The sequence below is a fragment of the Streptomyces sp. NPDC048504 genome (assembly GCF_043200035.1).
GTDB lineage: Bacteria > Actinomycetota > Actinomycetes > Streptomycetales > Streptomycetaceae > Streptomyces.
In genome coordinates this window covers 13,941-37,788 of the sequence record NZ_JBICXA010000008.1, presented here as the reverse complement: position 1 = coordinate 37,788, position 23,848 = coordinate 13,941, and the positions used below count along the sequence as shown (strand labels likewise).

The following is a 23,848-nucleotide window of genomic DNA, read 5'->3' as shown; positions in this document are numbered from 1 at the left end:
GCCAGGAGACCTGCTCCTCAACCGATCACGTTGAAGCCATTGACGCATGAAGAGTCGCGCCGGACACTCCTGCATTGAAACGGCGATCCATGCCCGGCGAGCAGCCAACTCACGCCGCTCTCACACGGCATGACGGATCGTCCGTATTCAGCCCGCGCGCCAGGATCCACAGTGCGGCGGTGTCGACGCAGAGGAGGACAACGAGAAACCGCGGACTCATGATCGCCCTGAGAGCGCTCTCAAAGACGTCGGCAGACCATGTCGCCAGGCCACGGAGACGACCTGCTCCCCAGTCCCACCAGGAGGCAGGCCCCTGCAGCACTCCCACCCCGCATGCTGGACAGGGAGAACCACAACGATGACCACCTCCCCACCGCCCGCCGGTGCGCCGGCCGGCAGACAGAGAACCGTCCCCCTCGTTCTGGGCAGCGCTCTGGTGCTGCTCGTCGGCGCGCTCGCAGGCCTGATCGGTACCGGCGGCAGCGCCTCGGCGGCCGTACCGGGCGCTCCGACCGGCTGGACCACCCTCTTCTCCGACGACTTCAACGGCGCGTCCGGCAGCGCGCTGAACCGGACCGACTGGCTGTACGACCTGGGCACCAGTTACTCCGGAGGTGCCGCCAACTGGGGAACGGGCGAAGTCGAATCGGCCACCGACTCCACCAACAACGTCTACCAGGACGGACAGGGGCACCTGGTCATCAAGGCTCTCCGTGACGGGTCCGGCCACTGGACCTCGGGACGCATCGAGACCCAGCGCACCGACTTCGCCGCCCCGGCCGGCGGACAGATGGAGATGAGCGCGTCCATCCTGCAGCCCAACCCGCAGAGTGGACTGGGCTATTGGCCCGCGTTCTGGGCGATGGGCGGCGCGGCCCGTCCGGTCGGCGCGACGAACTGGCCGAGCATCGGCGAGTTCGACATCATGGAGGACGTCAACGCGCTGAGCAAGCACTCCACCACCTTCCACTGCGGCGTGTGGGCGGGCGAGTGCCACGACCCCGACGGCATCACCAGCGACCTTCAGCCGTGCGCGGGCTGCCAGACCGGCTACCACACGTACTCCGCGATCATCGACCGCACGAACACCGCCGCGGAGCAGCTCCGCTTCTACCTCGACGGCAATCTGACCTTCACCGTCAAGGAGAACCAGGTGTCGGTCGCGACGTGGCAGGCGGCCGTCGACCACGGATTCATGGCCATCTTCGACCTGGCGATCGCCGGTTCCTACCCCGACAAGGTCTGCGGCTGCAGTTCGGCCGCACAGGCGGGCAGCATCACATCAGGTGCCGCCATGAGCGTCGACTGGTTCGCCGTCTACCAGCAGAGCCCGGGCGGGAGCACCACCGGCGGCACGACGACCGGCGGCACCACAGGCAGTACGACGGGCGGAAGCACCGGCGGGAGCACGACGACGCCGGACTACACCGCCGGGGTGACACGCGTGAGCGCCGATCAGGCGCAGATCACGTTCGTCCCGACCACACCCGCGGCCTACGTCGATGTGCACTACCTCGTCAACGGCGCCGGCCAGCAGAACTTCCGGATGACCAACAGCGGCGGCACCTGGACACAGAACGTCACACTCGCCACCGGTTCCACCCTGACCTACTGGTTCACCTACGAGAAGAACGGGCCGCAGTACGACAGCCCGCACTACACCTACGTTCAGTGAGCCTCCCGGGCCGGTCCGACAGGGCCGACCCGGGACCCAACCGTTCAGGGAGCGATCCCGACGCCGTCGAGCCGGCTCCACGCCCGCTCCTGCGCCGCGGTCATGGCGGGCCAGGCGAGCCCGCCCGGCCGGGGGCGGATCCGTGAGGCGTACGGCGCGGGGTGGAAGGCCGGGTCGTAGAAGCATCCGCTGCCGTAGGTTCGGTCGAAGTCCGCGCAGGACGCCGCGACCGAGCGCGCGGTCGGCTTGCGTCCGTGGCGGACCCAAGTGTCCAGAGCCGCAATGGAGTTGGCGTACTCGGAGTCGCTCAGCGCGCTGTGCTCGGTCTCCTTCGTGAAGGTCTGGACGAGGTTGCCGCCCCGGCCGGCGCCCTGAAGCGTGGCGCGGTAGGCCGACTCGTGCTCGACGAAGGCCGTCGGGTCGTCGATCGCGTGCAGGGTGAGGACCGGGATGGAGACCTTGCCGGTCAGGTCGCTGTCGTAGGAGAGGTCGCGGCGTGCGGTGGGGTCGGCCGAGAACCGTTCGACACCCGCGTTGAGTGCCTTGTCGTCGTGTGAACCCGAGTACCGCACACCGCGGTTGCTGAAGGGATTGCGGCCGCCGAGGCGGGTCGACACGATGTCCCGGAACGTGAAGGTCGCGAACTGCAGATGGGACGCGAGCGCGCGCTCCGGGATGCGGGTGACGGCGAGGATGTCGTCGAGATTGCGCTGCTGGAGCGCGGTCCGGTCCGCGGGATCGGAGGCGTATCCCGTGCACTCCTGCAGGCGGGCGCGGAGCCCGGCGCTCGTCATGGTGGAGTCCGCGCGCAGGCCCTGCCACAGCGGGTACTGCGGCTCGGTCGGGCGGGGGTGGTTGTGGCAGTAGTACTGGTAGACCACCCGGAGGTCGACACGGTAGTCGTAGCCGCGTGAACCGCCGCCGAGGACGCCGCTCGTGAGCAGTACGCCGTCGTAGACGCCGGGCTGTCTGCCGTAGGTCTCCGCGACCTTGGCGGCCACGTCGCCGCCCCAGGACTGGCCGTGCACATAGGTCCGCCTCGGCTTGCCGAACTCCGAGACGAACAGTTTTCGTACGTTCTCGGTGTCGGCGGCGGCCATCCGGGTCCCGTAACCACCGCGGCGGTACGACGAGCCGGCCCAGGCGTAGCCCTCCTCGACCATCACCGCCCAACGGTTCAGATCGTCGGTGCTGCGTGCCGGGTCGGAGGAGTCGCCGAGGTCGGGTCCGCCGTGCGCGTGCACGACGAGGGACCCGTTCCAGCGGGTCGGAACGGCCATCGAGTAGTACGCCCCGCTGGTGTCCTGGCCGGTGTAACAGGTCGCCTTCCCCAGCAAGTTGGGCGGGCAGGGGGCCACCGCGGGCCGCTCGGCCTGTGCCCGTTGCGCGGGGGCGTTGCCGAGCGTGCCGAGGAGTGCCGCGGCCGCGCCGGCGGCCAGTACGGCCCGACGATGGCGAGGGGCCGGGCGTTTCCGGCGTACCGGTACGGGCGCGTCAAGTGTCGTCACGGGAGCGGCTCCTATGAATTCGCTGTGCGAAGTTGCCCTGCGCACCGTGATGTTAGGAACCGGCGTGTGTGGGGACTACCCGTCGATCATTGCGTTCATAGTGTTCGTCCGCCCCGTTTCCGTCGGCCGCGCGATCATCTGCCGTGTGACGGGGTGACGGTGACGAGTTGGTGTTTCATCAGGGGCTGGTGGCTCTGCCTGCTGTAGTCGTCGAGCCCGCAGGGGATGGTGAGTTCGGGCATGTGGCTCGCGACGCTCGCGGGCGGGATGTCGTAGGCGATGACACGGTAACCGTAGACCGCCCGGGTGCTGCCGTCGCGTGCGTGGCTCATGATGTCGATCAGGTCGAACTCGGCCAGGCCCCGGTCGGCCATGTCTTTAGGGTTCATGAAGAGCAGGGGGCGCAGGTTCTTTACCCTGCGGCAGCGGTCGTCGTCGGAGTACACGGTGGTGTTCCACTGGTCGTGCGAGCGCATCGTGGAGCGTACGCGCATGCCCTGGGGCGGGGTCACGTCGGGGAGTTCGCTCGTGTGGAACTCGGCGCGGCCGGAGGCGGTGTGGAACTCGCGCCCTCGGGCGGCCTGCACGATGCGGAAGCCGAGCGGTTCACGCACCCGCCGGTTGAAGTCCTCGAAGCCCGGGAGGACTCGGGCCATGGCGTCGCGGACCCGGTCGTAGTCCTCGGCATACCACTCCCACGGCGTCTTCGAGTCCGGCAGCGTCGCCCCCGCCATCCCGGCCACGATCGCGCACCCCGGACAGCGGCGGCGAACTAGTGTGACACGCAAGGGATTTCGGGGCTGGAGGCTCTCGGAGAACGGCTGCTGGAGTATCTGTTCCTGAAGCGGCCACGCCATGACGGTATGGGCGGATCCCGACTTCGTTGCGCGCGCACGTCAGCCGTGCTTGGCTCGCCCGATGAACCTTCTGCTGACGGCGAGTGGCCTGCGCAACGAGACACTGCGGGACGCGTTGCGGGACATGCTGGGCAAGCCGTTCGGATCGGCGAACGTCGTGCTCGTTCCCACGGCGTCGGTCGCCGAGCCCGGTGACCACGGGTGGTTCGTCGCGGACATGAACCGGCTGCACGGCCTCGGCTGGCGGGAGTTCGACGTCCTGGAGCTGAACGGCCTGCCCCGCCGGACGGTGCTCGACCGGCTGCTGCACGCCGACGTCATCTACGTCGAGGGCGGCAACCAGTACCACCTCGCGCGCAGCATCACCGGCAACGGCCTGGCCGACGGCTTCCTGGAGGCGCTGGAGGACCGGGTCTACGTCGGGGTCAGCGCCGGATCGATGATCTTCAGCCGCAATCTCACCGCACACTCCGCCGACGTCATCGGCGACACCGCGGACCTCCACGTACTCGGCGCGACGACCGTGGATCCGCCGTTCGGCCTCTTCGACTGGTACCTCAAGCCTCACCTGTACTCGCCGAACTTCCCCGAACGGGACGACGCCTGGGCCGATCGCGTCACCGCGCGGGCGGACTTCCCCATCTACTTCATCGACGACGACACGGCCGTCCGCGTCAGGGACGGCAAGCTGGATGTCCTCTCCGAAGGCCGGTGGCGGTTCCATCCATGACCGGGATCAGGGACTGGGGACGACCAAGAAGTCCGTGCCGTCAGCCGGTCGCCCGCGCCGAGGAGACCGCGGTACGGGCGGCGCTTTCGACGGCCGCGATGCCGCCCGTCATCGACGTGTTGCCGTCGGAGAGCACCGCGACGAGGTAGTGGTGCGTTCCCGACGTGACCCGTCCGACGCTGTTGATGTCCCACAGGCCGGTGGTGCTGCGCTGCAACCAGCCGTTCTTGAGGGCCCATCCGGCGCCGGAGTCGGAGGCCGCCGAGACGCCCCACGACTGTCCGGCGGCGATGCGGGTCATCAGCGTACGGATGTAGCCCTGGGACGCCGTGGTCAGTGCGGACCCGCTCGCGGACGACGTCCCGCTGTCGGCGAACACCGCGCTCAGCAGACGGATCTGGTCACTGACCGTGGTGCGCGTGAGCCCCCACAGGCCGCCGGTCCCGCCCACGGTCGAGGACAGACCGAGCCGCTTGTTCACCGCCTCCAGGCCGGGCGCCAGGCCGATCTCCCGCCAGAGCGCGTTCGCCGCGTCATTGTCGCTGCGCTCGATCATCGCCTCGGCCAGGGTGCGCTCCTTCTTGGTGAGGCCACGACCGGCGTCCTGCGCCTGGACGAGCAGCGCGGAGAGGATGTCGACCTTGACGATGCTGGCCGTGTCATAGGGGACGTCCTTCCCGCGCACCTGCGGACTCCGGGCGGGATGGTCCAGATCCAGCACGGCGGTCGTCACACGCGCCGGCGTGGTGACGGCTGCGGAGGCTGGGCCGACCACGCCGACCGCGAGGAGGGTGGCCACGGATCCGGTGACCAGCGCCGCCCAGAGGCCGGGGCGCCTGCCGGGCGTGCTCTCGCTCTGCGTGGTCGGTCGGCGACTCGGGCGGTACGGCATGAGGCCTCGGCTGGTTCGGGGGCGGGGAACAGACCTGCGAACGTAGGCGAGGCTGAGGTTCCGTGAAGTGACCGGTGCCACGAAATGGACCTGGAAAGTTGATTTGTGAGGATAGACACAACTTCATGCGCCATCGTCCCTGGCGGGTTCACACCCCTGCCGGACCGCCTCGGGTTTGGAGATGCGGCACACGGTGAGCAGGGCGTCACTCAAAGCGTCGCGCAGTTCAGGTCCCGTTGGCTGAGTCGAAAGCTCGCCATGATCTCCTGGCGTTCCGCACGGGCTGTCTCGCGGGAGGACTGACGCATGGAGTTGCGCAGCGTCGAGGAGCTGATGGATCTGCTGTACGCGTGTCGGGGCGCCTGGGACACCCCCGACCGGAGCGGCGATCCGGTCGATCTGCACGACCACGCACTGCAGACGGCCGCGCTGCTGCGCCGAAGTCGCCCCGCCGACAAGGAACTTCAGGTCGCCGGCCTGGTCCACGACATCGGGCATCTGATGCAACCCGGTGACGACGCCGGGCACGCGGACCACGCGGCGGACGCCGTCCGGGCCCTGCTCGGCGAACGGGTCGCCCGCCTCGTCCGCCTGCACGTACCCGCGAAGCGCTATCTGGCGACCTCCTCCCCCGGCCGCGACCTGTCCGCGCAGAGCACGCTGACCCTCCACGCACAGGGCGGCCCCATGTCCCCTGCCGAGGCCGCCACCTTCGAGCGCGACCCGCTCGCCGACGACGCGATCACCCTGCGCCAGGCCGACGACGCGGGCAAGGTCGTCGGCCTCGACGCCGGGGTCCTGGAGGACTGGCGCACGGTACTGGGCATCGTCGCCGCACGAAATTCGCGGCTCCCCAACTCCCGCCTGGGGGCTGTCGACTGACGGTCCGTCATGAGACGGTACGGCGATGACGTCGTCGTACGGTCTACGAGGTCGGGCCGCCCTGGTCACCGGGGGCACACGCGGCATCGGGCGCGCGGTCGCCGAGGCGTTCGCCGGGGCCGGGGCGCTGGTGTGCGTGAGCGCGCGGGACGCCGACGAAGTGGCGCGCACAGCTGACGAGTTGGGCGGTGTCGGTCTGGCCGGGGATGTCGCCGACCCGGATCACCTGCGCGAGCTGACCAAGTTGGCGCTGGGCGCGTTCCGGCGTATCGACGTGGTCGTCAACAACGCGGCGACGAACCAGCCGTACGGCCCGCTCATGGACGCCGATCCGGACGCGTGGCGGACGGCGTTCACCGTGAACGTCGAGGCGCCGCTGCGGTTGGCGCAGTGCGTGTGGCGGGCCTGGATGCGGGAGCACGGGGGTTCGGTGGTCAACGTGTGCACGGAGGGTGCCGGGCATGTCGGGCCGAACGTGGGGGCGTACTCCACCAGCAAGGCGGCGCTCCTTCACCTCACGCAGCAGCTCGCCGGCGAACTGGCGCCGAAGGTGCGGGTCAACTCCGTCTCCCCCGGGCTCGTCCGCACCGACATGGCGCGGTTCGTGTGGGAGCCCGGTGAGGCGGAGGTCGCCGCCGGGCTACCGCTCGGCCGGATCGGGGAACCGGCCGACATCGCACGGGCCGTGCTGTGGCTGGCCTCCGACCAGGCCGAGTGGATCACCGGGGCGGATCTGCTGGTGGACGGCGGGACACGGGTGCGGGCGGCGTACACGTCGGGCGGGTACGCCGGCCATGACCGGCTGAGGTCGGCCGCGCCGCCTCACTCGTGACGGCGCGGGTTCCTCACGGGAACAGGGCGATCCCGACGAGGATCAGCAGGACGATTCCGGCGACCAGCGCGACGGTGGCCCAGGTGCCGCGGTGCTTCACCGTGGTCGTGGGCCCGCCGCCGCGCGGGCGGTCCTCCGGCAGTACGGGGTGTGCCGGGCGGTCGCTCGCGTAGAACTGGTCGTCGGTCGGGTAGTGGTTGCGCGGGTCTTCGAAGGCCCTCGGATCGATGCCGTGTGCACTGGGCATGGGAACTCCTCGCGCGGTCCTCACCAGGGCCGGGACCCGGCGGTCACCGGGGCTCGGGTCCAGGGTGGCGGGTTACCACTTGCCGGGCGCGTAGTCCTTCAGGAAGACGCCGTACAGGTCCTCGCCCTGCTCGCCGCGCACAATCGGATCGTAAACCCGGGCGGCTCCGTCGACCAGGTCGAGCGGTGCGTGGAAGCCCTCCTCGGCGAGGCGGAGCTTGTCGTAGTGGGGGCGTTCGTCGGTGATCCAGCCGGTGTCGACCGAGGTCATGAGGATGCCGTCGGACTGGAACATCTCCTGGCCGCTGGTGCGGGTCACCATGTTCATCGCGGCCTTGGCGGCGTTGGTGTTGGGGTGCCCGGCGCCCTTGTAGCCGCGGCCGAAGACGCCTTCCATCGCGGAGACGTTGACGATGTACGCGCGTCCGCTCTTCGCGGCCTTGGCGGCTGCGGCCATGGCCGGGCGGACCTTGCTGATGAGGATGAACGGGGCGGTGTAGTTGCAGAGTTGGGTTTCGAGGAGCTCCACCGGGGAGATCTGCTCGATGGTCTGCACCCAGGTGTTGGTGTCGACGACGTCCGGGACGAGACCGCCGGCGTCGATGGCGGTGCCGTCGAGGTGCCGGGCGACGCTGGCGTTGCCCGCGACCAGGGCGAGGTCGGCGACCTGCTGGGCGTCGAGGCCGCTGATGCCGACGGGCAGCGCGGCCAGGCCGTCGACCGCGCCGGAGCCGAAGGCGCCGATCACGTGGTGGGCGGGCAGCTCACCGGCGGGCAGCGGGGCGCTCTCGCCGTCGACGAGGGCGGCGTAGGCGGAGGGCAGGCGGCGTACGGTCTGGGTCGCGTTGTTGATGAGGATGTCGAGGGGGCCCGCCTCGGCGACCTGGTCGGCGAGGGCCACGGCCTGGGCCGGGTCGCGCAGGTCCATGCCGACGACCTCCAGGCGGTGCAGCCAGTCCGCCGAGTCGTCCATGGCCTTGAAGCGGCGGATGGCGTCCTTCGGGAAGCGCGTGGTGATCGTCGTGTGGGCGCCGTCGCGCAGCAGCCGCAGCGCGATGTACATGCCGATCTTGGCGCGGCCGCCGGTGAGCAGGGCGCGCTTGCCGGTGAGGTCGGCGTGGTCGTCGCGCTTCTCGCGGTTCAGGCGGGCGCAGTCGGGACAGAGCTGGTGGTAGAAGTAGTCGACTTCCACGTACCGGGTCTTGCAGGTGTAGCAGGAGCGGGGGCGCTGGAGTATCCCGGCGATCCGGCCCTCCTCCGTCACCGACGACGGGAGGAGGCCCTCGGTCTCGTCGTCGATGCGCTGGGCGGAGCCGGTCGCGGTGGACTCGGTGACGGCCTTGTCGTGCGCGGTCTTCGCGGCCCGGCGCTCCTGGCGGCGGCGCTGCTTGACGCTGCGGTAGATGCCCGCGGTGGCGCGACGGACAGTGATCGCGTCGGGGTGGTCGACGTCGATCTTCTCGAGTTCGTCGAGCACGCTGAGGCAGACGGCCAGCCGCTCGGGGTCGATGCCGGGCCCGTACACGACCTCGTCCGGGGTCGTGGAGCCGTCCTCTGTCACCGTCATCGCGCTGCCGTTTCCTTGGGTCATCCGCGGCGGCGCTCCGATCGCGCACACCGTCGAACCGGGAATTTTACGGAGCGCCGGGCCGCAGCACCAAACCCGCTCCAGGTCACGACCCACAGGCGGTGATGAGTGTCTCCACCTCCTCGGTGAGCGCGCGGGCGAAGACGTCGAGATCGGGTACGGCTTCGGCGTCCGCGACAAGGCCGTAGTGGACCTGTCCGCGGAACGTCGAGACGGCGACCGCGAGGGACTGGCCGTGGGCCAGCGGGGCGAACGGGAAGACCGCAGTGACCGGGTTGCCGCCGAGCTTCAGGCCGATGCCGGGCAGCGGGACGCTGGTGACGAGGATGTCGAACCAGAGCCGGGCGGCCTGCGCGGCGAGGGGACCGCCGAGGCGGTGGCCGAGCGCGGGGACGTGGTCGGCCAGCAGGGCGACGGCGCCGGCGCCGCGGTTGGGGCCCGCGTCCTTGTTGCGGTCCATGGCGGCGCGCACGGAGTCGAGCCGGGCGAGGGGGTCCGGGTCGTCGACGGGCAGCCGTATCAGGTAGCCGGAGAGCCGGTTGCCCTGGGGGTGCGCGGTGCGAGGGCGGCGCTTGGAGACGGGGATCAGGGCGCGGGGCGAGACGCCCTCGCTGCCGTCGCCGCGTTCGTCGAGCCAGCTGCGCAGGGCGCCCGCGACGACCGCGATGAGCACGTCGTTGACGGTGCCGCCGACGGTCTTGCGGATGCGGTGCACGTCGTCGAGGTCGACGACGACTCCGGCGGTACGACGGGTGCCCGAGGGCTCGGAGGTCAGCGCCGACGACGAACGCACGTCCAGGGTGGAGCGGGCGACGGACGCCCCGATGTCGAGAGCCCGCCCGACGTCGGACAGCGCACCCCGGACCAGCCCGGGCAGCTTGCGCACGTCGGGGATCAGACCGCGCGCCGGTTCAGCGGGGCGCGGGCGGCGCTCGGGCATGTCCATCGGGTCGAGGATGGCGGCGGCGAGGGCGAGGGCTCGCAGTCCGTCGGCCAGGGCGTGGTGGAACTTGAACAGCACCGCGAACGACACGCCGTCCTCGCCGGGCAGCACATGCGCTTCCCACGGGGGCCGGCCGCGCTCCAGCGGGCGTTCCATGAGCCGGCCCGCGTCCGCCTGGAAGTCGGCGGTCGGGGCGTGCAGCCGGACGTGGTGCAGCGGGTCGAAGTCGGGATCGGCCTCGCGGGTGGCGCTGCCGAAGGACAGGGACAGCGGCTGCCACACGTCCCGGATGCGCATCCGTAGCCCGGGGACGGCGGCGGCACGGGCGGCGAGGAGGTCGGCGGCGTGGGCTCCCGCGGTCGGCGAGTGTGCCGAGAAGACGCCGAGCGCGCCCAGGTGCATCGGGTTCCGGTCGGACTCGATGTTCCAGAACGCAAGGTCGAGAGGAGCGAGCAGGTCAGAAGTCAATTGCTTGCCTCGCGTCGACTAGGGGTGAACCAGCAGTCAAGCGGTGACAAGCGATTACGGTCAAGTACGATCAAGCTACGCACAGTTAACAGCAGATTACATCCGGCCCCGGTCCCACCCCTCTGAGAGGGGCGGGACTCTAGAGGCACACGGGATCACTTCAGCCCAGGTGGCGCCCCCTGGGGTGATGTACCCCACTCCGACGGGTGCGGGCCGACCGTGAAGTCGAGCGACCGTACGGAGCGGAGATCGCCGGTCGTCAGATACGTCCGGTCGTACGACGCCCCGTCGGTCCGGGCCCCCTGGATGTAGCGGTCGGAGGCCGAGGTGCCGGGCGCCTTGATGGTTAGGGCGCCGTGCGGGTAGTAGCGCCGGTCCAGGGTCAGGTCGACCCGGTCGAAGACGGGCGTGGACAGGCCCCAGGTGTCGTAACCGGGCTGGACCGGGAAGATCCCGATCGACGACAGCACGTTCCAGGCGGACATCGTGCCGAGGTCGTCGTTACCGGTCATGCCGGTCGGGCCGTCCGTGAACAGGGTCAGCGCGGCATGGACGACGTCGGTCGTCTTCCACGGCTGGCCGGTGGACAGGTAGGTGTACGGGGCGATCAGGTCGGGCTCGTTCTGCGGGTTGTACTTGTCCGCGTTGTAGTAGTCGTACGGCCCGTTGACCCACACCTCGCGCGCGGTCTTCGCCGGGTCGGCCAGCAGCTGGTCGTAGGCGAAGAAGGAGTCGAGCCGGTCGTTGGCCGCCTGCCGGCCGCCGATGAGGTCGACCATGCCGGGCAGGTCCTGCGGCACCAGCCACTGGTACTGCCACGACGTGCCCTCGTGGAAGCCCTCGCTCTGCGCCGGATCGGCAGGACCGACGAAGGCGCCGGAGGCGTCACGGGCGCGGAAGAAGCCGGTCGAGGGGTCGAAGATGTTGCGGTAGCTCTGGGCGCGGGCAGCATAGCGGGCGGCATCGGAACCGTGCCCGAGGTCGCGGGCCATCTGCGCGAGCATCGCGTCCGAGAGCGCGTACTCCAGGGTGGCCGAGGCCCCGTGGTCGTAGTCGGAGTCACCGGGCTTCGCGTGCGGGCGGTCCTTGATGTACGGCGCGAACCCGTTCGCGAGGTACTCCTTGTTCGCCTCCCGGCCCACGGCCGCCGAGTCGGTGGGCGGTACGCCGTCCGCGTTCTGCTTCAACGCCCGGTAGGCGCGCTCCTCGTACCCCTTCAACAGGCCTTGCTGGTAGGCGTTGGTGAGGAACGGGGTGACCGGGTCGCCGGTCATGATGTTCGTCTCGACCGTGCCGTAGCCCCACTTGGGCAGCCAGCCGCTCTCCTCGTCGATCTTGATCACCGAGATCGCCATGTCCCGGGCCTCGCGGGGTGCGAGCAGGGCGAGGAGTTGAGACTGGGTGCGGTAGGTGTCCCACAGGGACCAGTTCTGGTAGTACGTGAAGTCCCTTGCCCGGTGGACCTGTTGGTCCCAGCCGGTGTACCGGCCGTCGGCGTCGCTGCCGATGTTGGGCGCGAGGAAGGACCGGTACAGGGACGAGTAGAAGGTCCGGCGCAGACTGTCGGAACCGCCCTGCGCGCGCACGTCGTCGAGCCGGTCCTCCCAGGCCCGTTGGGCACGGTGGCGTACCGCGTCGAACGAACTCCCGCCCTCGGCACGGAGGTTGACGGCCGCGCCGTGCGCGTCGACGTACGACAGGGCCGTGGTCGCCTCGACCGTACGGTCCTTGCTCGTGTCGAAGCGGACGTACGCGCCGCCGCTCCCGGTCCTGGAACCGGCGGTCACCGTTGGACCGTTCCAGGTGCCGTACGCGGTGAAGGGCCGGTCGAAGTGGGTGACCGTGTAGACGGTGTACGGCTTGGTGTCCTGGCAGAAGCCGCGGCCGGTGATGGAAGTGCGCACCGTCCGGTTGTCGAGGACCTCCACCTTCGAGGTGACCCCGCTGTGCAGCGACTGGGCCGCGTTCAGCAGGACGTTGGCCTTGTCGGTGGCCGGGAACGTGTAGCGCTGGACGCCGGTGCGCGCGGTCGCGGTCAGTTCGGCCTCGATGCCTGTTTTCAGGCCGACTTGGTAGTAGCCGGGGCTCGCGTGCTCGTCGTCGTGGCTGAACTCGGCCGCGTACTGGGCGTAGTCCGTCTGCGTCACGTCGCCGGTCGTCGGCAGTACGGGCAGGTCGCCGCCCAGGCCGCAGCCGACGCCGGAGAGGTGCACGAGGGAGAAGCCGCGGATGTGGTTCTGGGAGTAGTCGTATCCGGTGTTGTGGCCGGTGTCCGGCGAGAACTGCACCATGCCGAAGGGCACGGCGGCGCCGGGATAGGTGTTGCCGTCGTTCTCGGTGCCGATGAACGGGTTGACCAGATCGGTGAGTTGACCATGGACAGAGGCTTCGGCCGTGCCGGGGACGGCGAACAGCGCGGACGCTGCCACCGCCCCCGCCACGCACAGGCGCAGGCGCCGGGTCCATCTCATGCGGGTGGGCCTCCAGTTGGCGAAAGGGGTCAGGCGGTGGGGCAGTTCGCGGGCGTCGCCTGCGAGGCGTCACGGATCAGGGCCTGCTGAGCGGCCTTCACCCGCTGCGCGTCGGGCTTGAGCACCCGTCGGTCGTACGTCATGAGCCCGTTCAACTCGCCCTCGACGTCCGATATTTGGGTGTAGACCGCGCCGTTGCTCCCCTGGCAGGTCAGGGCGTGCACCTCGGCGAGCTTGGCGAGGTAGTCGTCGGTGTAGGCCGCCGGATCGACGTCCACGTACGACTGCTGGACCGACCACGCGTGTCCCGGCACCGCGAGCCCGAGACCGCCGTACTCCCCACTCACCAGGGCGCGTTGACCATCGGGATGCGGTGGCAGGGCGGGACTGGGATAGCCGTGTTCGTCGATGATGTCGCCGGTGCCGCCGTCGACACCGAGGTTGATGCCGGACATGCTGTTGACGAGCCGCGTCGGGTCCCAAGCCTTCGCCTGGTCGGCGATACGGGCCTCGTCGTACTGGCCCCAACCCTCGTTGAACGTCACCCACATGACCACCGACGGGCTGCTGATGTGCTCGTCGATCATCTGCTTCATCTCGCGCTCGTACTCGGCGCGAGCGGCGGCCGACGGGTTCACCCCGGCGGTCATCGCGGGCATGTCCTGCCACACCATGAGGCCGAGCCTGTCGGCCCAGTAGAACCAGCGGTCGGGCTCGACCTTGATGTGCTTGCGCACGGCGTTGAAGCCCAACTCCTTGTGAATCCTGAGGTCATGGGCGAGCGCCTCATCGGTCGGAGCCGTGTACAGGCCGTCCGGCCAGAAGCCCTGGTCGAGCGTGGCCATCATGAAAATGGGCTTGCCGTTGAGGACCGTGCGCGGGACACCGTTGACCTTCTCGACGGCGATCGAGCGCATCCCGAAGTAGCTGCCGACGCGGTCCTTGCCGACGGTGACCTTCAGGTCGTAGAGGAACGGGTCGTCGGGTGACCAGAGGCGCGGGTTCCTGACGGTCAGGGTGAGCGGGCTGCCGGTGCGGCCGTGCACGGTGGCGACCTGCCGCTTTCCGGCGTACGCCGTCGCCGTGATCGGTACGCCGTCCCGGACTCCCTGTGCCTCGACGGTGAGTTGGCTCCTGCTCACGTCGGGGGTGAGCTTGAGGGAGTCGACGTGGTCGGGGGCGACCGGTTCCATCCAGACCGTCTGCCAGATGCCGGAGGTCGGGGTGTACCAGATGCCGCTCGGGTCGAGGCGCTGCTTGCCGATGGGCGGGTTCTCGCCGTTCGCCGCGTCGGTGGGGTCGTAGACGCCGACGATCAGCTCCTGGGTGCGGCCGGGCTTGAGGGCGTCCGTCACGTCGGCGCTGAACTTGTCGTAGCCGCCCTGGTGTTCGGTGACCTTCGTGCCGTTGACGTAGACCTCGGCCCGCCAGTCGACGGCACCGAAGTTGAGCATCAGCCGCTTGCCCGAGCCGATCCTCCAGTCGGCGGGGACGGTAAAGGTGCGGCGGTACCACATGCGGTCCTCGTGGCGTTCCAGGCCCGAGAGCTGGGACTCGACGGGGTACGGGACGAGGATGCGCTCGGCGAGGTTCCTGCCGACGGGCGGCTGCTCGCCCGCCGTGGCCGCGGCGAACTGCCAACTCCCGTTCAGGTTGCGCCAGTCGGTGCGGGTGAGCTGGGGGCGCGGGTACTCGGGGAGCGCGTTGTGCGGGCCCACCTGGTCGGCCCACTGGGTGCGCAGTTCGTAGGTGGAATGGTTCGGGCCGGTGCTCCAGAAACCGTTGATAACGTTGCCATCGGCCGAGGCGAGGCCGGCTTCGCCGTCGTAGCGGATGTCCGCGGTGCCGGATGCGGTGCCGGTCTTGTTGCCCACGACGGGCTGCGTGAGCGGGATGAGCAGGGTCCGTGGGTCCGCCGGGTCCAACTTGGCAGCCCCCAGGGGCCATTTGGCGCCGCCGATCACCGCTTCGAGGTGGTCGGCCAGGTCGGCCGGGGATGTGGCGAGGGGCTGGGCGAAGTCGAGCTTCAGGGTGCGGCCGGTGCTGGTGACGGTGGCGGCGAGGGCGCCGTCGTACTCGTAGCCGTCGGGGAGCCGGAAGGCCGACTGCGGGATGGCCACCTTGGTGCCGCCGGGCTCGGTCCAGCGCACGTGGAGGTTGGAGCCGCCGTAGTGCTCGAAGTACTCGACCTTGATGTCGTAGGCCGTGCCGGCGGTCAACTCGACGGGGGCGGAGGTCTGTTCGGTGTCCCAGTCGTCGACCCAGTGGTCGATGACGAGCTGTCCGCCGATCCAGAGGCGGAAGCCGTTGTCGCCGGTGATCGAGAAGGTGTGGGGACCGGTCTTCGTCGGGACGAGCTTGCCGGTCCAGCGGACGCTGACGTCGTCCGACTGACCGGTGGTGAAGGCGAGCCGGGGTTCGAGGTTGTCGAAGTCGAGGTTCGGGTCGACGCCGGTGGCCTTGAGGTCGGCGAAGTCGAAGGCGCCGGGGGCGGACTGGGTGTAGTACTCGCCCTTCAGGCCGTGGATCTCGACGGGGTCGTCCGCGGCGGTGGCGCTCGCGGTGGGGACGGCGGCCAGCCCGGCGATGCCGAGGGCCAGGGCGAGAAGTAGCGCGAGTCGGTCTCTGAGTCGTCTGATGCGCACGGAACCTCCATAACAACGTTGTCATAGGCGGCAGTTGGCATGACAACACGGATTCCGCCTTCCGTCCAGGGACATGACAAGCACGCGCGGGGCCTCGGCGGGACGGTGGCACGGCTGGCGCCCGGACAGCGCGCAGCCCCGGTGCGGCCGAAAAGCACCGGGGCTCCGCATCGCCAGGACGAGGCGCTACGTGACCAGTTGGCCCTTCCCGAGTGCGATGACCCCGCCTTTGGAGACCGTGTACAGGTCGGCGTCCCGTTCCGGGTTGACGCCGATCGTCGCGCCCGGGGGTACCTCGACGTTCTTGTCCAGGACGGCGCCCCGGACCACCGCGCCCCGGCCGATGTGGACGTTGTCGTGCAGGATCGAGCCCTGGACGACGGCTCCGGGGTCGACCACCACGCCCGGGGACAGCACCGACCGCGTGACCTGGCCGCGGATCAGGCACCCGGAGCTGATGATCGACTCGCTGGCCATGCCGCCGGCGTTGAAGCGGGCCGGGGAGAGCTGGCCGGAGTGGGTGTAGATGGGCCAGTTGCGGTTGTAGAGGTTGAAGGCGGGGCGCTCTGCGATGAGGTCCATGTGGGCGTCGTAGTACGCGTCGAGCGTGCCGACATCCCTCCAGTAGCCCTGATCGCGGGTGGTCTCGCCGGGGACGTGGTTGGCGGTGAAGTCGTAGAGCGCGGCCTCGCCCCGGTCGGTGAGCGCGGGGAGGATCGAACCGCCCATGTCGTGCACGGAGCCGAGGTCCTCCGCATCGCGCTGGAGGGCCTCTATCAGCGCCTTCGTGGTGAAGATGTAGTTGCCCATCGAGGCGTAGACGCACTCCGGGTCGTCCACCAGACCGGGCGGGTCGGCGGGCTTCTCCAGGAAGTTCTCCACCGTCTGGCCGTCCGAGCCCGGGGTGATCACGCCGAACTGCGAGGACTCGGCGCGTGGGACGCGGATACCGGCCACCGTGACGCCCGCGCCGCTCTCGATGTGCTGGGCGAGCATCTGCCGCGGGTCCATGCGGTACACGTGGTCGGCGCCGAACACCGCCACGTACTCGGGACGTTCGTCGTAGATCAGGTTCAGCGACTGCAGGATCGCGTCCGCGCTGCCGAGGTACCAGCGCGGGCCGAGGCGCTGCTGGGCCGGGACGGGGGTGACGTAGTTGCCGAGCAGGCTGGACATGCGCCAGGTGGTGGTGATGTGGCGGTCCAGCGAATGCGATTTGTACTGCGTGAGGACGCAGATGCGGAGGATGTCCGCGTTGACGAGATTGGACAGTACGAAGTCCACGAGGCGGTACGTTCCGCCGAAGGTGACCGCGGGTTTGGCCCGGTCGGCGGTCAGGGGCATCAGCCGCTTGCCCTCACCGCCCGCCAGTACGATCCCGAGCACCGAAGGTCCGCCACGACGCATGGCCGCTCCCCTCACCCTGGTTGACCCCAGCCTGCCCCTGAGCAGCGCACACTAAGCCTGTTTGGCGATCTCCCCGTAGAGCCGCGCGGTGCGCAGCGCCACGGCGTCCCAGCCGAACTCGCCCACCGCGCGCTCCCGCCCGGCCTCGCCCATCCGTTTCGCAGTCTCCGGGTCGGCGAGCACGGAGTCGAGAGCCCGCGCCAGGTTCGCCTCGAAGTCGTCGTCGACGGACACGAGCAGCCCCGTCTCCCCATGTGCCACCACCTCCGGGATGCCCCCGACGCGGGAGGCGACCACGGCCGTTCCGCAGGCCATCGCCTCCAGGTTCACGATCCCGAGGGGCTCGTACACCGAGGGGCAGGCGAAGACGGTGGCGTGGGTGAGGAGCTGGATCACTTCCGGGCGCGGCAGCATCTGCGGGATCCAGTGGACGCCCGCGCGGACACTGCTCAGCTCCTGGAAGAGATCGCGGAACTCCCGGTCGATCTCGGGGGTGTCGGGTGCGCCCGCGCACAGCACGACCTGTGCGGCCGGGTCGATGTCCCGCACGGCGCGCAGCAGATGGGGCACGCCCTTCTGGCGGGTGATCCGGCCGACGAACAGCACGTAGGGGCGGTCGGGGTCGATACCGAGCCGGGTGAGGACGTCGGTGCCGTGGTCGGGCTGGTAGAGCGTGGTGTCGATGCCGTTGTGGACGACCTGCACCTTGGCGGGGTCCAGCGTCGGGTAGCAGGTGAGGATGTCCTCGCGCATGGCTCCCGATACGGCGATCACGCCGTCCGCGGCCTCGATCGCGGTGCGCTCGGCCCAGCTGGAGAGCGCGTAGCCGCCGCCGAGCTGCTCGGCCTTCCAGGGGCGCAGCGGCTCCAGGGAGTGGGCGGTCATCACGTGCGGGATGCCGTACAGGAGCTTGGCGAAGTGGCCGGCGAGGTTGGCGTACCAGGTGTGGGAGTGGACGAGTTCGCGGCCTTCGAGGGCGGCGGCCATGGAGAGGTCAACCGAGAAGGTGCGCAGCGCGTCGTTGGCGCCGTCGAGGGTGGGCCAGGAGCGGTGGCGTACGACGCCTTCCGTGCGGCCCTCACCCCAGCAGTGCACGTCGAGATCGACCAGGGGCCTCAACTCCCGGGCGAGGAACTCCACATGGACGCCCGCGCCGCCGTACACATCCGGCGGGTACTCCCGGGTCAGCAGTCCCACTCGCACCCGAAACCCCTTGTTCTCGGCGGCTGATTGCACTCATGGTCACCCAGAAGCCGCGTTCGGGGAAGAGCCCGGCGGCTGTGTGAAGCAGCAGTCACCGCACACCCCGCCACCGGGGATCCGATAGTAGAGGCAGCAGCTGCGGCGCCGGAAGGAGATGCCGGTGAACGTTCCGGTTCCGGCGAGGAGCGGGTGGGCGAAGAGTTCCGCGGTGAGCGCACGCGCGCGCGTGGCCACGTCCGTACGGCCACGCGTGCGTGCCCAGCGGTCCAGCTCCCGGGCGGCGCCCGCGAGCGCGGAGGCCGCGTTGCCCCACAGGAGGCCGGCGGCCATGCGGTGGCGGGCGACCAGGGCCGCGTTCAGCGGTTCCAGGTGGCCGTGGAGCACGGTTTCAGCGAGGGCGTCGGCCGGCAGTGGGCGCACCTCCGCGAGCCACAGGTCGTCCGGTGCGCCGCGGTCGGCGTCCCAGTGCAGCAGCCGGGGGTCGAGGTCGGGGATCCGGCCGTACAGGGCGGCACAGCCGAGCGCCACGGACCACAGCCGGGCGGCGAGCGCCTGCTGGGCGATCGAGGCGGCAACGCGCAGCTCAGGGGCTTGGAGGCGCTCCGCGACGACATGAACACGAGAAGTCAGGGAATTTCCGTAAACATCCGGTGCCGGGTTTTCGTAGGTCCGCGCGAGTGTCGGCGACGAGTCGTGCGGGGCTCCGCCCGTGCGTAGTACGAAGAAGCCGCCGAGGGGGCGGAGCGCGGCGAGTTCGGGGTCGAGGTCCACGAAGAGCAGTAGTACCAAGGCTCTTAGGGGTTTCACCCAGGGGGTGTCGTCCGGTGTCACCCACCTTGGGGAGGACAGAGGTCCTTTCGTACTCCATCGGTAGTACTAGCCAATAGGTGCTCAGGTACGACGACGGGAAGAACATCAAGCGGCATCGTGTTCTGTATGAAAGCCGACCGTTCGCCGCGTGGTGCCAGAGGCGCCCGCCTGACGCAGAGGAGCTGCCGATGAGCGCCCTCGCGTTGTCCATCGTGCTGTCGCTCGTCTCCGCCGTGGCCTACGCCGGCGGGGCGATCGTGCAGGAGCGCGTCGCGGTGTCGTCTCCCGACCAGGAGTACGCGCCGCTGCGCCGACCGAGCTGGTGGGCGGCGGTCGCGTTGAACGGCACGGGCGGTCTCCTGCACGTGGTGGCGCTGGCCTACGGCCCGCTGAGCCTGGTGCAGCCCCTCGGCGCCCTGACGATCGTGTTCGCGCTGCCGATGGCGGCCCTGTTCGTCGGCCGCAAGGCCGGCTCCACCGCCTGGCGCGGCGCCATCATGGCGACGATCGGTCTCGCGGGTCTGCTGTCCCTGGTGGGTACGTCCGACGGTCAGTCGCTGAGCACCGCCCAGCGGGTGTCCGTGGCCGTGTTCACCGGTGCGGTGGTCGTGACCCTGATGATCGCGGGCCGCGCGGCACACCGGCACCCGGCGGTGCGCAGCGTGCTGCTGGCGACCGCGTCCGGCATAGCGTTCGGCATGTCCTCGGTCTTCACCAAGGCGGTGACGGTCGACTGGGACAACGGCGCGGTCTCGGCGACCGACATCCCGTTCCTCGGTGTGATCGCGGTGTTCGCGGTGGCCGGTCTGATGCTCTCGCAGGCGTCCTACCGGGGCGCGGGCCTGGCGGCTCCGCTGGCGGTCCTGACGGTCGTGAACCCGGTGGTGGCGGCCGCGGTCGGCATCACGATGTTCGGTGAGACCTTCCGCTACGGCACGACGGGCACGCTCCTCGCCCTGTCCGCCGGAGTGGTCGCCGCGGGCGGCCTGATCCTGCTGACCACGGAGCGCCTGGAGAAGTCCGTACCGGCCGACACCACCGCGGCTCCCCTGGCCCCCTCGCCCGTCGAGGAGTTGCTGGACGCCCTCCCTGGACAGCCCGTCGGCGTGAGCGCGAACGTCGACGTGCCGGCCGCGGACATCACGGCCGGCACACCGGGCGGCGGAATCCTCGTCCCGGCCCAGGCGGCGATTCCGGCCGGCGAGGGTTACGAGACCCTGGAGCCGGCCGGCTCCGGTGAACCGGTCGGCTACTTCGGTCCGTTCCACGCCGGGCTGTACGTGATGATGCCGGTCCACGACCGGCGCCGTACCCGAGTCAAATCCTGACGCCGCCGGCCCGCAGATAGGCGAGCGGGTCGATGTCGGTACCGAAGCCGGGCCCCGTCCGCACCTCGAAGTGCAGATGCGGGCCCGTGGTGTTTCCGGTGGAGCCGGAGCGCCCGATGCGCTGCCCCTCGCCGACCGACTGGCCGTCCCGCACGGAGATCGCGGACAGGTGCGCGTACTGCGAGTACCGCCCGTCGGCGTGCCGGATCACCACCTGGTAGCCGTAGGACCCCGCCCACCCCGCGCTGACGACCGTCCCGTTCTCGATGGCCTTCACCGACGTGCCGGTGGGGACGAGGAAGTCGACGCCGGTGTGGTAGCCCTTCGACCAGGAGGAGCCCGACGCGTGGTACGCGGTGCCGATGGGGGCGTTCACCGGGGCGACGAGGGAGTGACTCGTCGTCTTCTTGTGGGTGACCTTCTCGGCGGTCTCCGAAGGGGCCTTCTTCTTGGGGGACTTGGTGGCCGACGACTTGGTGGCCGGTTTCGTCGTCGTGTGGGCCGCAGGGGCCGCCTTGCCGTGCAGGCTGAGCCGCTGGCCCGGCAGGATCAGGTCGGGGTCGCTGCCCACGGTCGTGCGGTTCGCGGCGTAGAGCCCGTGCCAGCCGCCGTCCACGCGCTCGGTGTCGGCGATTCCGGAGAGGGTGTCGCCGCGCACGACCGTGTACATCTCGGCGGTGCCCGCGCGGGACTGCGGTGTGGTCTGCGGCTGAACGTCCTTCACGGACCGCTTCACCACGGTCTGCGCCTTGGAGGCCTTGGCCTTGTGCGCCGTGGTGCTCTCGGTCTTGGTGCCGCCGACGTGGATGTCGGGGGTGCCGCCGCCCCGGGTGAGCCCGGCGCGCACCGAGCACACCGGCCAGGCGCCGGGTCCCTGGCCCTTGAGCACCTTCTCCGCTATGGCGATCTGCTGGTCCCGGGTGGCCAGGTCCGCGCGGTGCGCGTACGCCGTGCCGCCGTAGGCCTCCCAGGTGGACTGGGTGAACTGGAGCCCGCCGTAGTACCCGTTGCCGGTGTTGATGCTCCAGTCGCCGCTGGACTCGCAGGCGGCGACCTTGTTCCAGGTGCTCACATCGGCCGCCTGGGCGGTACCCGCGCCGACGGTCGCGAGCGGGATCGCGATGCCCGCGCCGCCCGCCGTGACCGTGAGCAGCGAGGCCCGGTTGATCCTGCTCGGCTGATACCGGCGGTGCCGGCCGCGTACGGCCATGGGGAATCCCCCTCCACATGCGTCAGGAGGGCCAAAAGTAAGCGCCCCGAACAGGCCATGACAAGGCGGCAACCGGCCGCTCTGTGACTCAAGTGACCGGTAATCCACGCCAGTTGGAAACGGGTGGGGCTGGTGTGATTGGGCGTGCGTTTCCGCGGAAGGAGCCCGGGTGGAACACCGACGCAAGGCGGACAACTCCGCACGGCCAGCACGTGCGGTCGGGGTACCGGCGGGCCAGGATGGTCAGTGGGGCAATACTGGCGAGCACGACCGGTACCACCGATGTCAGGACCTTCCTGATCTTTAGGAGCCAACCGAATGAGCACTTCAGCGCAGATCGGCGTCACGGGTCTCGCGGTCATGGGCCGCAACCTCGCCCGCAACTTCGCGCGCAACGGCTACACGGTCGCCGTGCACAACCGGACCGCGTCCCGCACGCGCGACCTGGTGGCGGAGTTCGGCGGCGAGGGCGACTTCATCGCGGCGGAGACCGCCAAGGACTTCGTGGCGGCGCTGGAGCGGCCGCGCCGCCTGGTCGTCATGGTGAAGGCCGGTGACCCGACGGACGCGGTGATCCAGGAGTTCGCCCCGCTCCTCGAACCGGGCGACATGATCATCGACGGTGGCAACGCGCACTTCGCGGACACCCGGCGCCGGGAGCGCGACCTGCGCGAACAGGGCATCCACTTCGTCGGTATGGGCGTCTCCGGCGGCGAGGAGGGCGCGCTGCACGGGCCGAGCATCATGCCGGGTGGCCCGAAGGAGTCGTACGACTCGCTCGGTCCGATGCTGGAGAAGATCTCCGCGAAGGCGAAGGACGGGGCGCCCTGTGTGACCCATGTGGGTCCCGACGGCGCCGGGCACTTCGTGAAGATGGTCCACAACGGCATCGAGTACGCCGACATGCAGCTGATCGGCGAGGCGTACCAGTTGCTGCGCGATGTCGCCGGGTACTCCCCCGCGCAGATCGCGGACATCTTCCGCACCTGGAACACGGGCCGGCTGGACTCCTACCTGATCGAGATCACCGCCGAGGTGCTGTCCCACGTGGACGCGGCCACCGGCAAGCCGTTCGTGGACGTGGTCGTCGATCAGGCGGAGCAGAAGGGCACGGGCCGCTGGACGGTCCAGATCGCCCTCGACCTCGGCGTCCCGGTCTCGGGCATCGCGGAGGCGGTCTTCGCCCGCTCCCTCTCCGGCCACGCGGCGCTGCGCGAGGCATCCCGTGGTCTCGCCGGGCCCACTGCCTCACCCCTGAGCGAGTCCGAGGCGGGAGCCTTCGCGGACCGGGTCGAGCAGGCGCTGTACGCGTCGAAGATCGTGTCGTACACGCAGGGCTTCCACGAGATCGCGGCGGGCAGCGAGGAGTACGACTGGAACGTCGACCTCGGCGCCGTCTCCTCGATCTGGCGCGGCGGTTGCATCATCCGCGCGGCCTTCCTCGACCGCATCCGCGCCGCGTACGACACCCGCGCGGACCTGCCGAGCCTGCTGTCCGACGAGACGTTCGCGCAGGAGATCGCGGGGGCGCAGGACGACTGGCGCGAGGTCGTCGTCGCGGCCACCCGGCAGGGCGTCCCGACGCCCGGTTTCTCCGCGGCCCTCGCGTACTACGACGCGCTGCGCGCCGAGCGGCTGCCCGCGGCGCTCACCCAGGGACAGCGGGACTTCTTCGGGGCGCACACGTATCGCCGGGTGGACCGGGACGGGGCGTTCCACACGCTGTGGGGCGGGGACCGGTCGGAGGTCACGGCCTAGGGGGCGTCAGCCGCCGGGGCGCGGTCAGGCGGGCTGCCACAGTTCGACGCGGTTGCCTTCGGGATCGGTGACCCAGCCGAAGCGGCCGACGCCCTCCATGTCCTGTGTCTCCTCCGCGACGTCCGCGCCCTTGGCGCGCAGCTGCGCGAGCATCGCGTCAAGGTCGCGGACGCGGAAGTTGAGCATGGTCTGCTGGGTCCGGGACCCGAAGTAGTCGGTCCCGGACTCGAACGCCGCGAACACCGTCGGCCCGGCCTCCTGCCGCCACAGCCCGTGCTCGTCGAGGTCCAGGCCCAGACAGTCCCGGTACCACGCGCTCAGAGCCTCCGGGTCGGTGGCCCGCAGGAAGTATCCGCCGATTCCCAGCACACGTTCCATGGGGTCATCGTGCCAGG

19 protein-coding genes are annotated in these 23,848 nt (G+C 70.0%); 6 read left to right on the top strand and 13 right to left on the bottom strand.

Annotation, left to right across the window (positions count from 1 at the left end; all coding sequences use genetic code 11):
* Nucleotides 1-358: 358 nt before the first annotated feature.
* Nucleotides 359-1,675, top strand: coding sequence for a glycoside hydrolase family 16 protein (locus ACGFY9_RS20795; RefSeq protein ID WP_393756043.1), 1,317 nt, complete (start codon nt 359-361; stop codon nt 1,673-1,675).
* A gap of 44 nt (nt 1,676-1,719) precedes the next feature.
* On the opposite strand, the gene ACGFY9_RS20790 is transcribed toward ACGFY9_RS20795, so the two are convergent.
* Both ACGFY9_RS20790 and ACGFY9_RS20785 read right to left on the bottom strand, forming a co-directional pair.
* Nucleotides 1,720-3,183, bottom strand: a complete 1,464-nt coding sequence (locus tag ACGFY9_RS20790) for a DUF6351 family protein (protein WP_393756041.1) — start codon at nt 3,181-3,183, stop codon at nt 1,720-1,722.
* Nucleotides 3,184-3,317: 134 nt separating this feature from the next.
* On the bottom strand, nt 3,318-3,917 hold the full coding sequence (locus ACGFY9_RS20785) for a molybdopterin dinucleotide binding domain-containing protein (RefSeq protein WP_393756039.1): 600 nt from the start codon (nt 3,915-3,917) through the stop codon (nt 3,318-3,320).
* A 184-nt stretch (nt 3,918-4,101) separates the two neighbouring features.
* Between ACGFY9_RS20785 and ACGFY9_RS20780 the strand changes: the two genes are divergently transcribed.
* Complete coding sequence (locus ACGFY9_RS20780) at nt 4,102-4,770, top strand: Type 1 glutamine amidotransferase-like domain-containing protein (protein WP_393756037.1); 669 nt, start codon at nt 4,102-4,104, stop codon at nt 4,768-4,770.
* A gap of 40 nt (nt 4,771-4,810) precedes the next feature.
* Here the strand turns inward: ACGFY9_RS20780 and ACGFY9_RS20775 are convergent, their stop codons facing one another.
* Nucleotides 4,811-5,662, bottom strand: a complete 852-nt coding sequence (locus ACGFY9_RS20775; protein WP_393756035.1) for a serine hydrolase — start codon at nt 5,660-5,662, stop codon at nt 4,811-4,813.
* 306 nt (nt 5,663-5,968) lie between these two features.
* Here ACGFY9_RS20775 and ACGFY9_RS20770 point away from each other — a divergent pair, with 306 nt between their 5' ends.
* Both ACGFY9_RS20770 and ACGFY9_RS20765 read left to right on the top strand, forming a co-directional pair.
* Nucleotides 5,969-6,544, top strand: coding sequence for an HD domain-containing protein (locus tag ACGFY9_RS20770; RefSeq protein ID WP_393756033.1), 576 nt, complete (start codon nt 5,969-5,971; stop codon nt 6,542-6,544).
* Between the two features lie 25 nt (nt 6,545-6,569).
* Nucleotides 6,570-7,376: an SDR family oxidoreductase gene (locus ACGFY9_RS20765; RefSeq protein ID WP_393756031.1), complete on the top strand. Its 807-nt coding sequence runs from the start codon at nt 6,570-6,572 to the stop codon at nt 7,374-7,376.
* 13 nt (nt 7,377-7,389) lie between these two features.
* Here ACGFY9_RS20765 and ACGFY9_RS20760 read toward each other — a convergent pair whose 3' ends face one another.
* The 8 genes from ACGFY9_RS20760 to ACGFY9_RS20725 all read right to left on the bottom strand — a co-directional run bounded on the left by ACGFY9_RS20760 (nt 7,390) and on the right by ACGFY9_RS20725 (nt 19,136).
* Nucleotides 7,390-7,623, bottom strand: a complete 234-nt coding sequence (locus tag ACGFY9_RS20760; RefSeq protein ID WP_393756029.1) for a hypothetical protein — start codon at nt 7,621-7,623, stop codon at nt 7,390-7,392.
* Nucleotides 7,624-7,695: 72 nt separating this feature from the next.
* Nucleotides 7,696-9,189: an SDR family NAD(P)-dependent oxidoreductase gene (locus ACGFY9_RS20755; protein ID WP_393756027.1), complete on the bottom strand. Its 1,494-nt coding sequence runs from the start codon at nt 9,187-9,189 to the stop codon at nt 7,696-7,698.
* A gap of 106 nt (nt 9,190-9,295) precedes the next feature.
* Nucleotides 9,296-10,621 carry a wax ester/triacylglycerol synthase family O-acyltransferase gene (locus ACGFY9_RS20750; protein ID WP_393756025.1) on the bottom strand — a complete coding sequence of 442 codons (1,326 nt, stop codon included), beginning with the start codon at nt 10,619-10,621 and terminating at the stop codon, nt 9,296-9,298.
* A 155-nt stretch (nt 10,622-10,776) separates the two neighbouring features.
* Complete coding sequence (locus tag ACGFY9_RS20745) at nt 10,777-13,092, bottom strand: GH92 family glycosyl hydrolase (RefSeq protein WP_393756023.1); 2,316 nt, start codon at nt 13,090-13,092, stop codon at nt 10,777-10,779.
* 29 nt (nt 13,093-13,121) lie between these two features.
* A complete protein-coding gene (locus ACGFY9_RS20740) occupies nt 13,122-15,737 on the bottom strand; it encodes a PA14 domain-containing protein (protein ID WP_393756021.1) in 2,616 nt (871 codons plus the stop codon).
* 186 nt (nt 15,738-15,923) lie between these two features.
* A complete protein-coding gene (glgC, locus tag ACGFY9_RS20735; protein WP_393756019.1) occupies nt 15,924-17,144 on the bottom strand; it encodes a glucose-1-phosphate adenylyltransferase in 1,221 nt (406 codons plus the stop codon).
* A 51-nt stretch (nt 17,145-17,195) separates the two neighbouring features.
* Nucleotides 17,196-18,347, bottom strand: coding sequence for a glycogen synthase (gene glgA / locus ACGFY9_RS20730; protein WP_393756017.1), 1,152 nt, complete (start codon nt 18,345-18,347; stop codon nt 17,196-17,198).
* Between the two features lie 39 nt (nt 18,348-18,386).
* Nucleotides 18,387-19,136, bottom strand: coding sequence for a (2Fe-2S)-binding protein (locus ACGFY9_RS20725; protein WP_393756015.1), 750 nt, complete (start codon nt 19,134-19,136; stop codon nt 18,387-18,389).
* Nucleotides 19,137-19,345: 209 nt separating this feature from the next.
* Between ACGFY9_RS20725 and ACGFY9_RS20720 the strand changes: the two genes are divergently transcribed.
* Complete coding sequence (locus tag ACGFY9_RS20720) at nt 19,346-20,485, top strand: DMT family transporter (RefSeq protein ID WP_393756013.1); 1,140 nt, start codon at nt 19,346-19,348, stop codon at nt 20,483-20,485.
* On the opposite strand, the gene ACGFY9_RS20715 is transcribed toward ACGFY9_RS20720, so the two are convergent.
* Complete coding sequence (locus ACGFY9_RS20715) at nt 20,475-21,695, bottom strand: transglycosylase family protein (RefSeq protein WP_393756011.1); 1,221 nt, start codon at nt 21,693-21,695, stop codon at nt 20,475-20,477. The two genes, ACGFY9_RS20720 and ACGFY9_RS20715, sit on opposite strands and share 11 nt — an antisense overlap.
* 318 nt (nt 21,696-22,013) lie before the next feature.
* Here ACGFY9_RS20715 and gndA point away from each other — a divergent pair, with 318 nt between their 5' ends.
* Complete coding sequence (gndA, locus tag ACGFY9_RS20710) at nt 22,014-23,453, top strand: NADP-dependent phosphogluconate dehydrogenase (RefSeq protein WP_393756009.1); 1,440 nt, start codon at nt 22,014-22,016, stop codon at nt 23,451-23,453.
* Between the two features lie 24 nt (nt 23,454-23,477).
* On the opposite strand, the gene ACGFY9_RS20705 is transcribed toward gndA, so the two are convergent.
* The gene (locus ACGFY9_RS20705; protein WP_393756005.1) at nt 23,478-23,831 is read right to left on the bottom strand and encodes a VOC family protein; all 354 of its coding nucleotides are present in this window, start codon (nt 23,829-23,831) and stop codon (nt 23,478-23,480) included.
* Nucleotides 23,832-23,848 lie beyond the last annotated feature (17 nt).

What these genes read in the sequence shown, in the direction of transcription:
- ACGFY9_RS20795 (WP_393756043.1), top strand. Translation starts at nt 359, where the DNA reads ATGACCACCTCCCCACCGCCCGCCGGTGCGCCGGCCGGCAGACAGAGA.
- ACGFY9_RS20785 (WP_393756039.1), bottom strand. Translation starts at nt 3,917, where the DNA reads ATGGCGGGGGCGACGCTGCCGGACTCGAAGACGCCGTGGGAGTGGTAT.
- ACGFY9_RS20780 (WP_393756037.1), top strand. Translation starts at nt 4,102, where the DNA reads ATGAACCTTCTGCTGACGGCGAGTGGCCTGCGCAACGAGACACTGCGG.
- ACGFY9_RS20775 (WP_393756035.1), bottom strand. Translation starts at nt 5,662, where the DNA reads ATGCCGTACCGCCCGAGTCGCCGACCGACCACGCAGAGCGAGAGCACG.
- ACGFY9_RS20770 (WP_393756033.1), top strand. Translation starts at nt 5,969, where the DNA reads ATGGAGTTGCGCAGCGTCGAGGAGCTGATGGATCTGCTGTACGCGTGT.
- ACGFY9_RS20765 (WP_393756031.1), top strand. Translation starts at nt 6,570, where the DNA reads ATGACGTCGTCGTACGGTCTACGAGGTCGGGCCGCCCTGGTCACCGGG.
- ACGFY9_RS20760 (WP_393756029.1), bottom strand. Translation starts at nt 7,623, where the DNA reads ATGCCCAGTGCACACGGCATCGATCCGAGGGCCTTCGAAGACCCGCGC.
- ACGFY9_RS20755 (WP_393756027.1), bottom strand. Translation starts at nt 9,189, where the DNA reads ATGACGGTGACAGAGGACGGCTCCACGACCCCGGACGAGGTCGTGTAC.
- ACGFY9_RS20745 (WP_393756023.1), bottom strand. Translation starts at nt 13,092, where the DNA reads ATGAGATGGACCCGGCGCCTGCGCCTGTGCGTGGCGGGGGCGGTGGCA.
- glgC (WP_393756019.1), bottom strand. Translation starts at nt 17,144, where the DNA reads ATGCGTCGTGGCGGACCTTCGGTGCTCGGGATCGTACTGGCGGGCGGT.
- ACGFY9_RS20720 (WP_393756013.1), top strand. Translation starts at nt 19,346, where the DNA reads ATGAGCGCCCTCGCGTTGTCCATCGTGCTGTCGCTCGTCTCCGCCGTG.
- ACGFY9_RS20715 (WP_393756011.1), bottom strand. Translation starts at nt 21,695, where the DNA reads ATGGCCGTACGCGGCCGGCACCGCCGGTATCAGCCGAGCAGGATCAAC.
- gndA (WP_393756009.1), top strand. Translation starts at nt 22,014, where the DNA reads ATGAGCACTTCAGCGCAGATCGGCGTCACGGGTCTCGCGGTCATGGGC.
- ACGFY9_RS20705 (WP_393756005.1), bottom strand. Translation starts at nt 23,831, where the DNA reads ATGGAACGTGTGCTGGGAATCGGCGGATACTTCCTGCGGGCCACCGAC.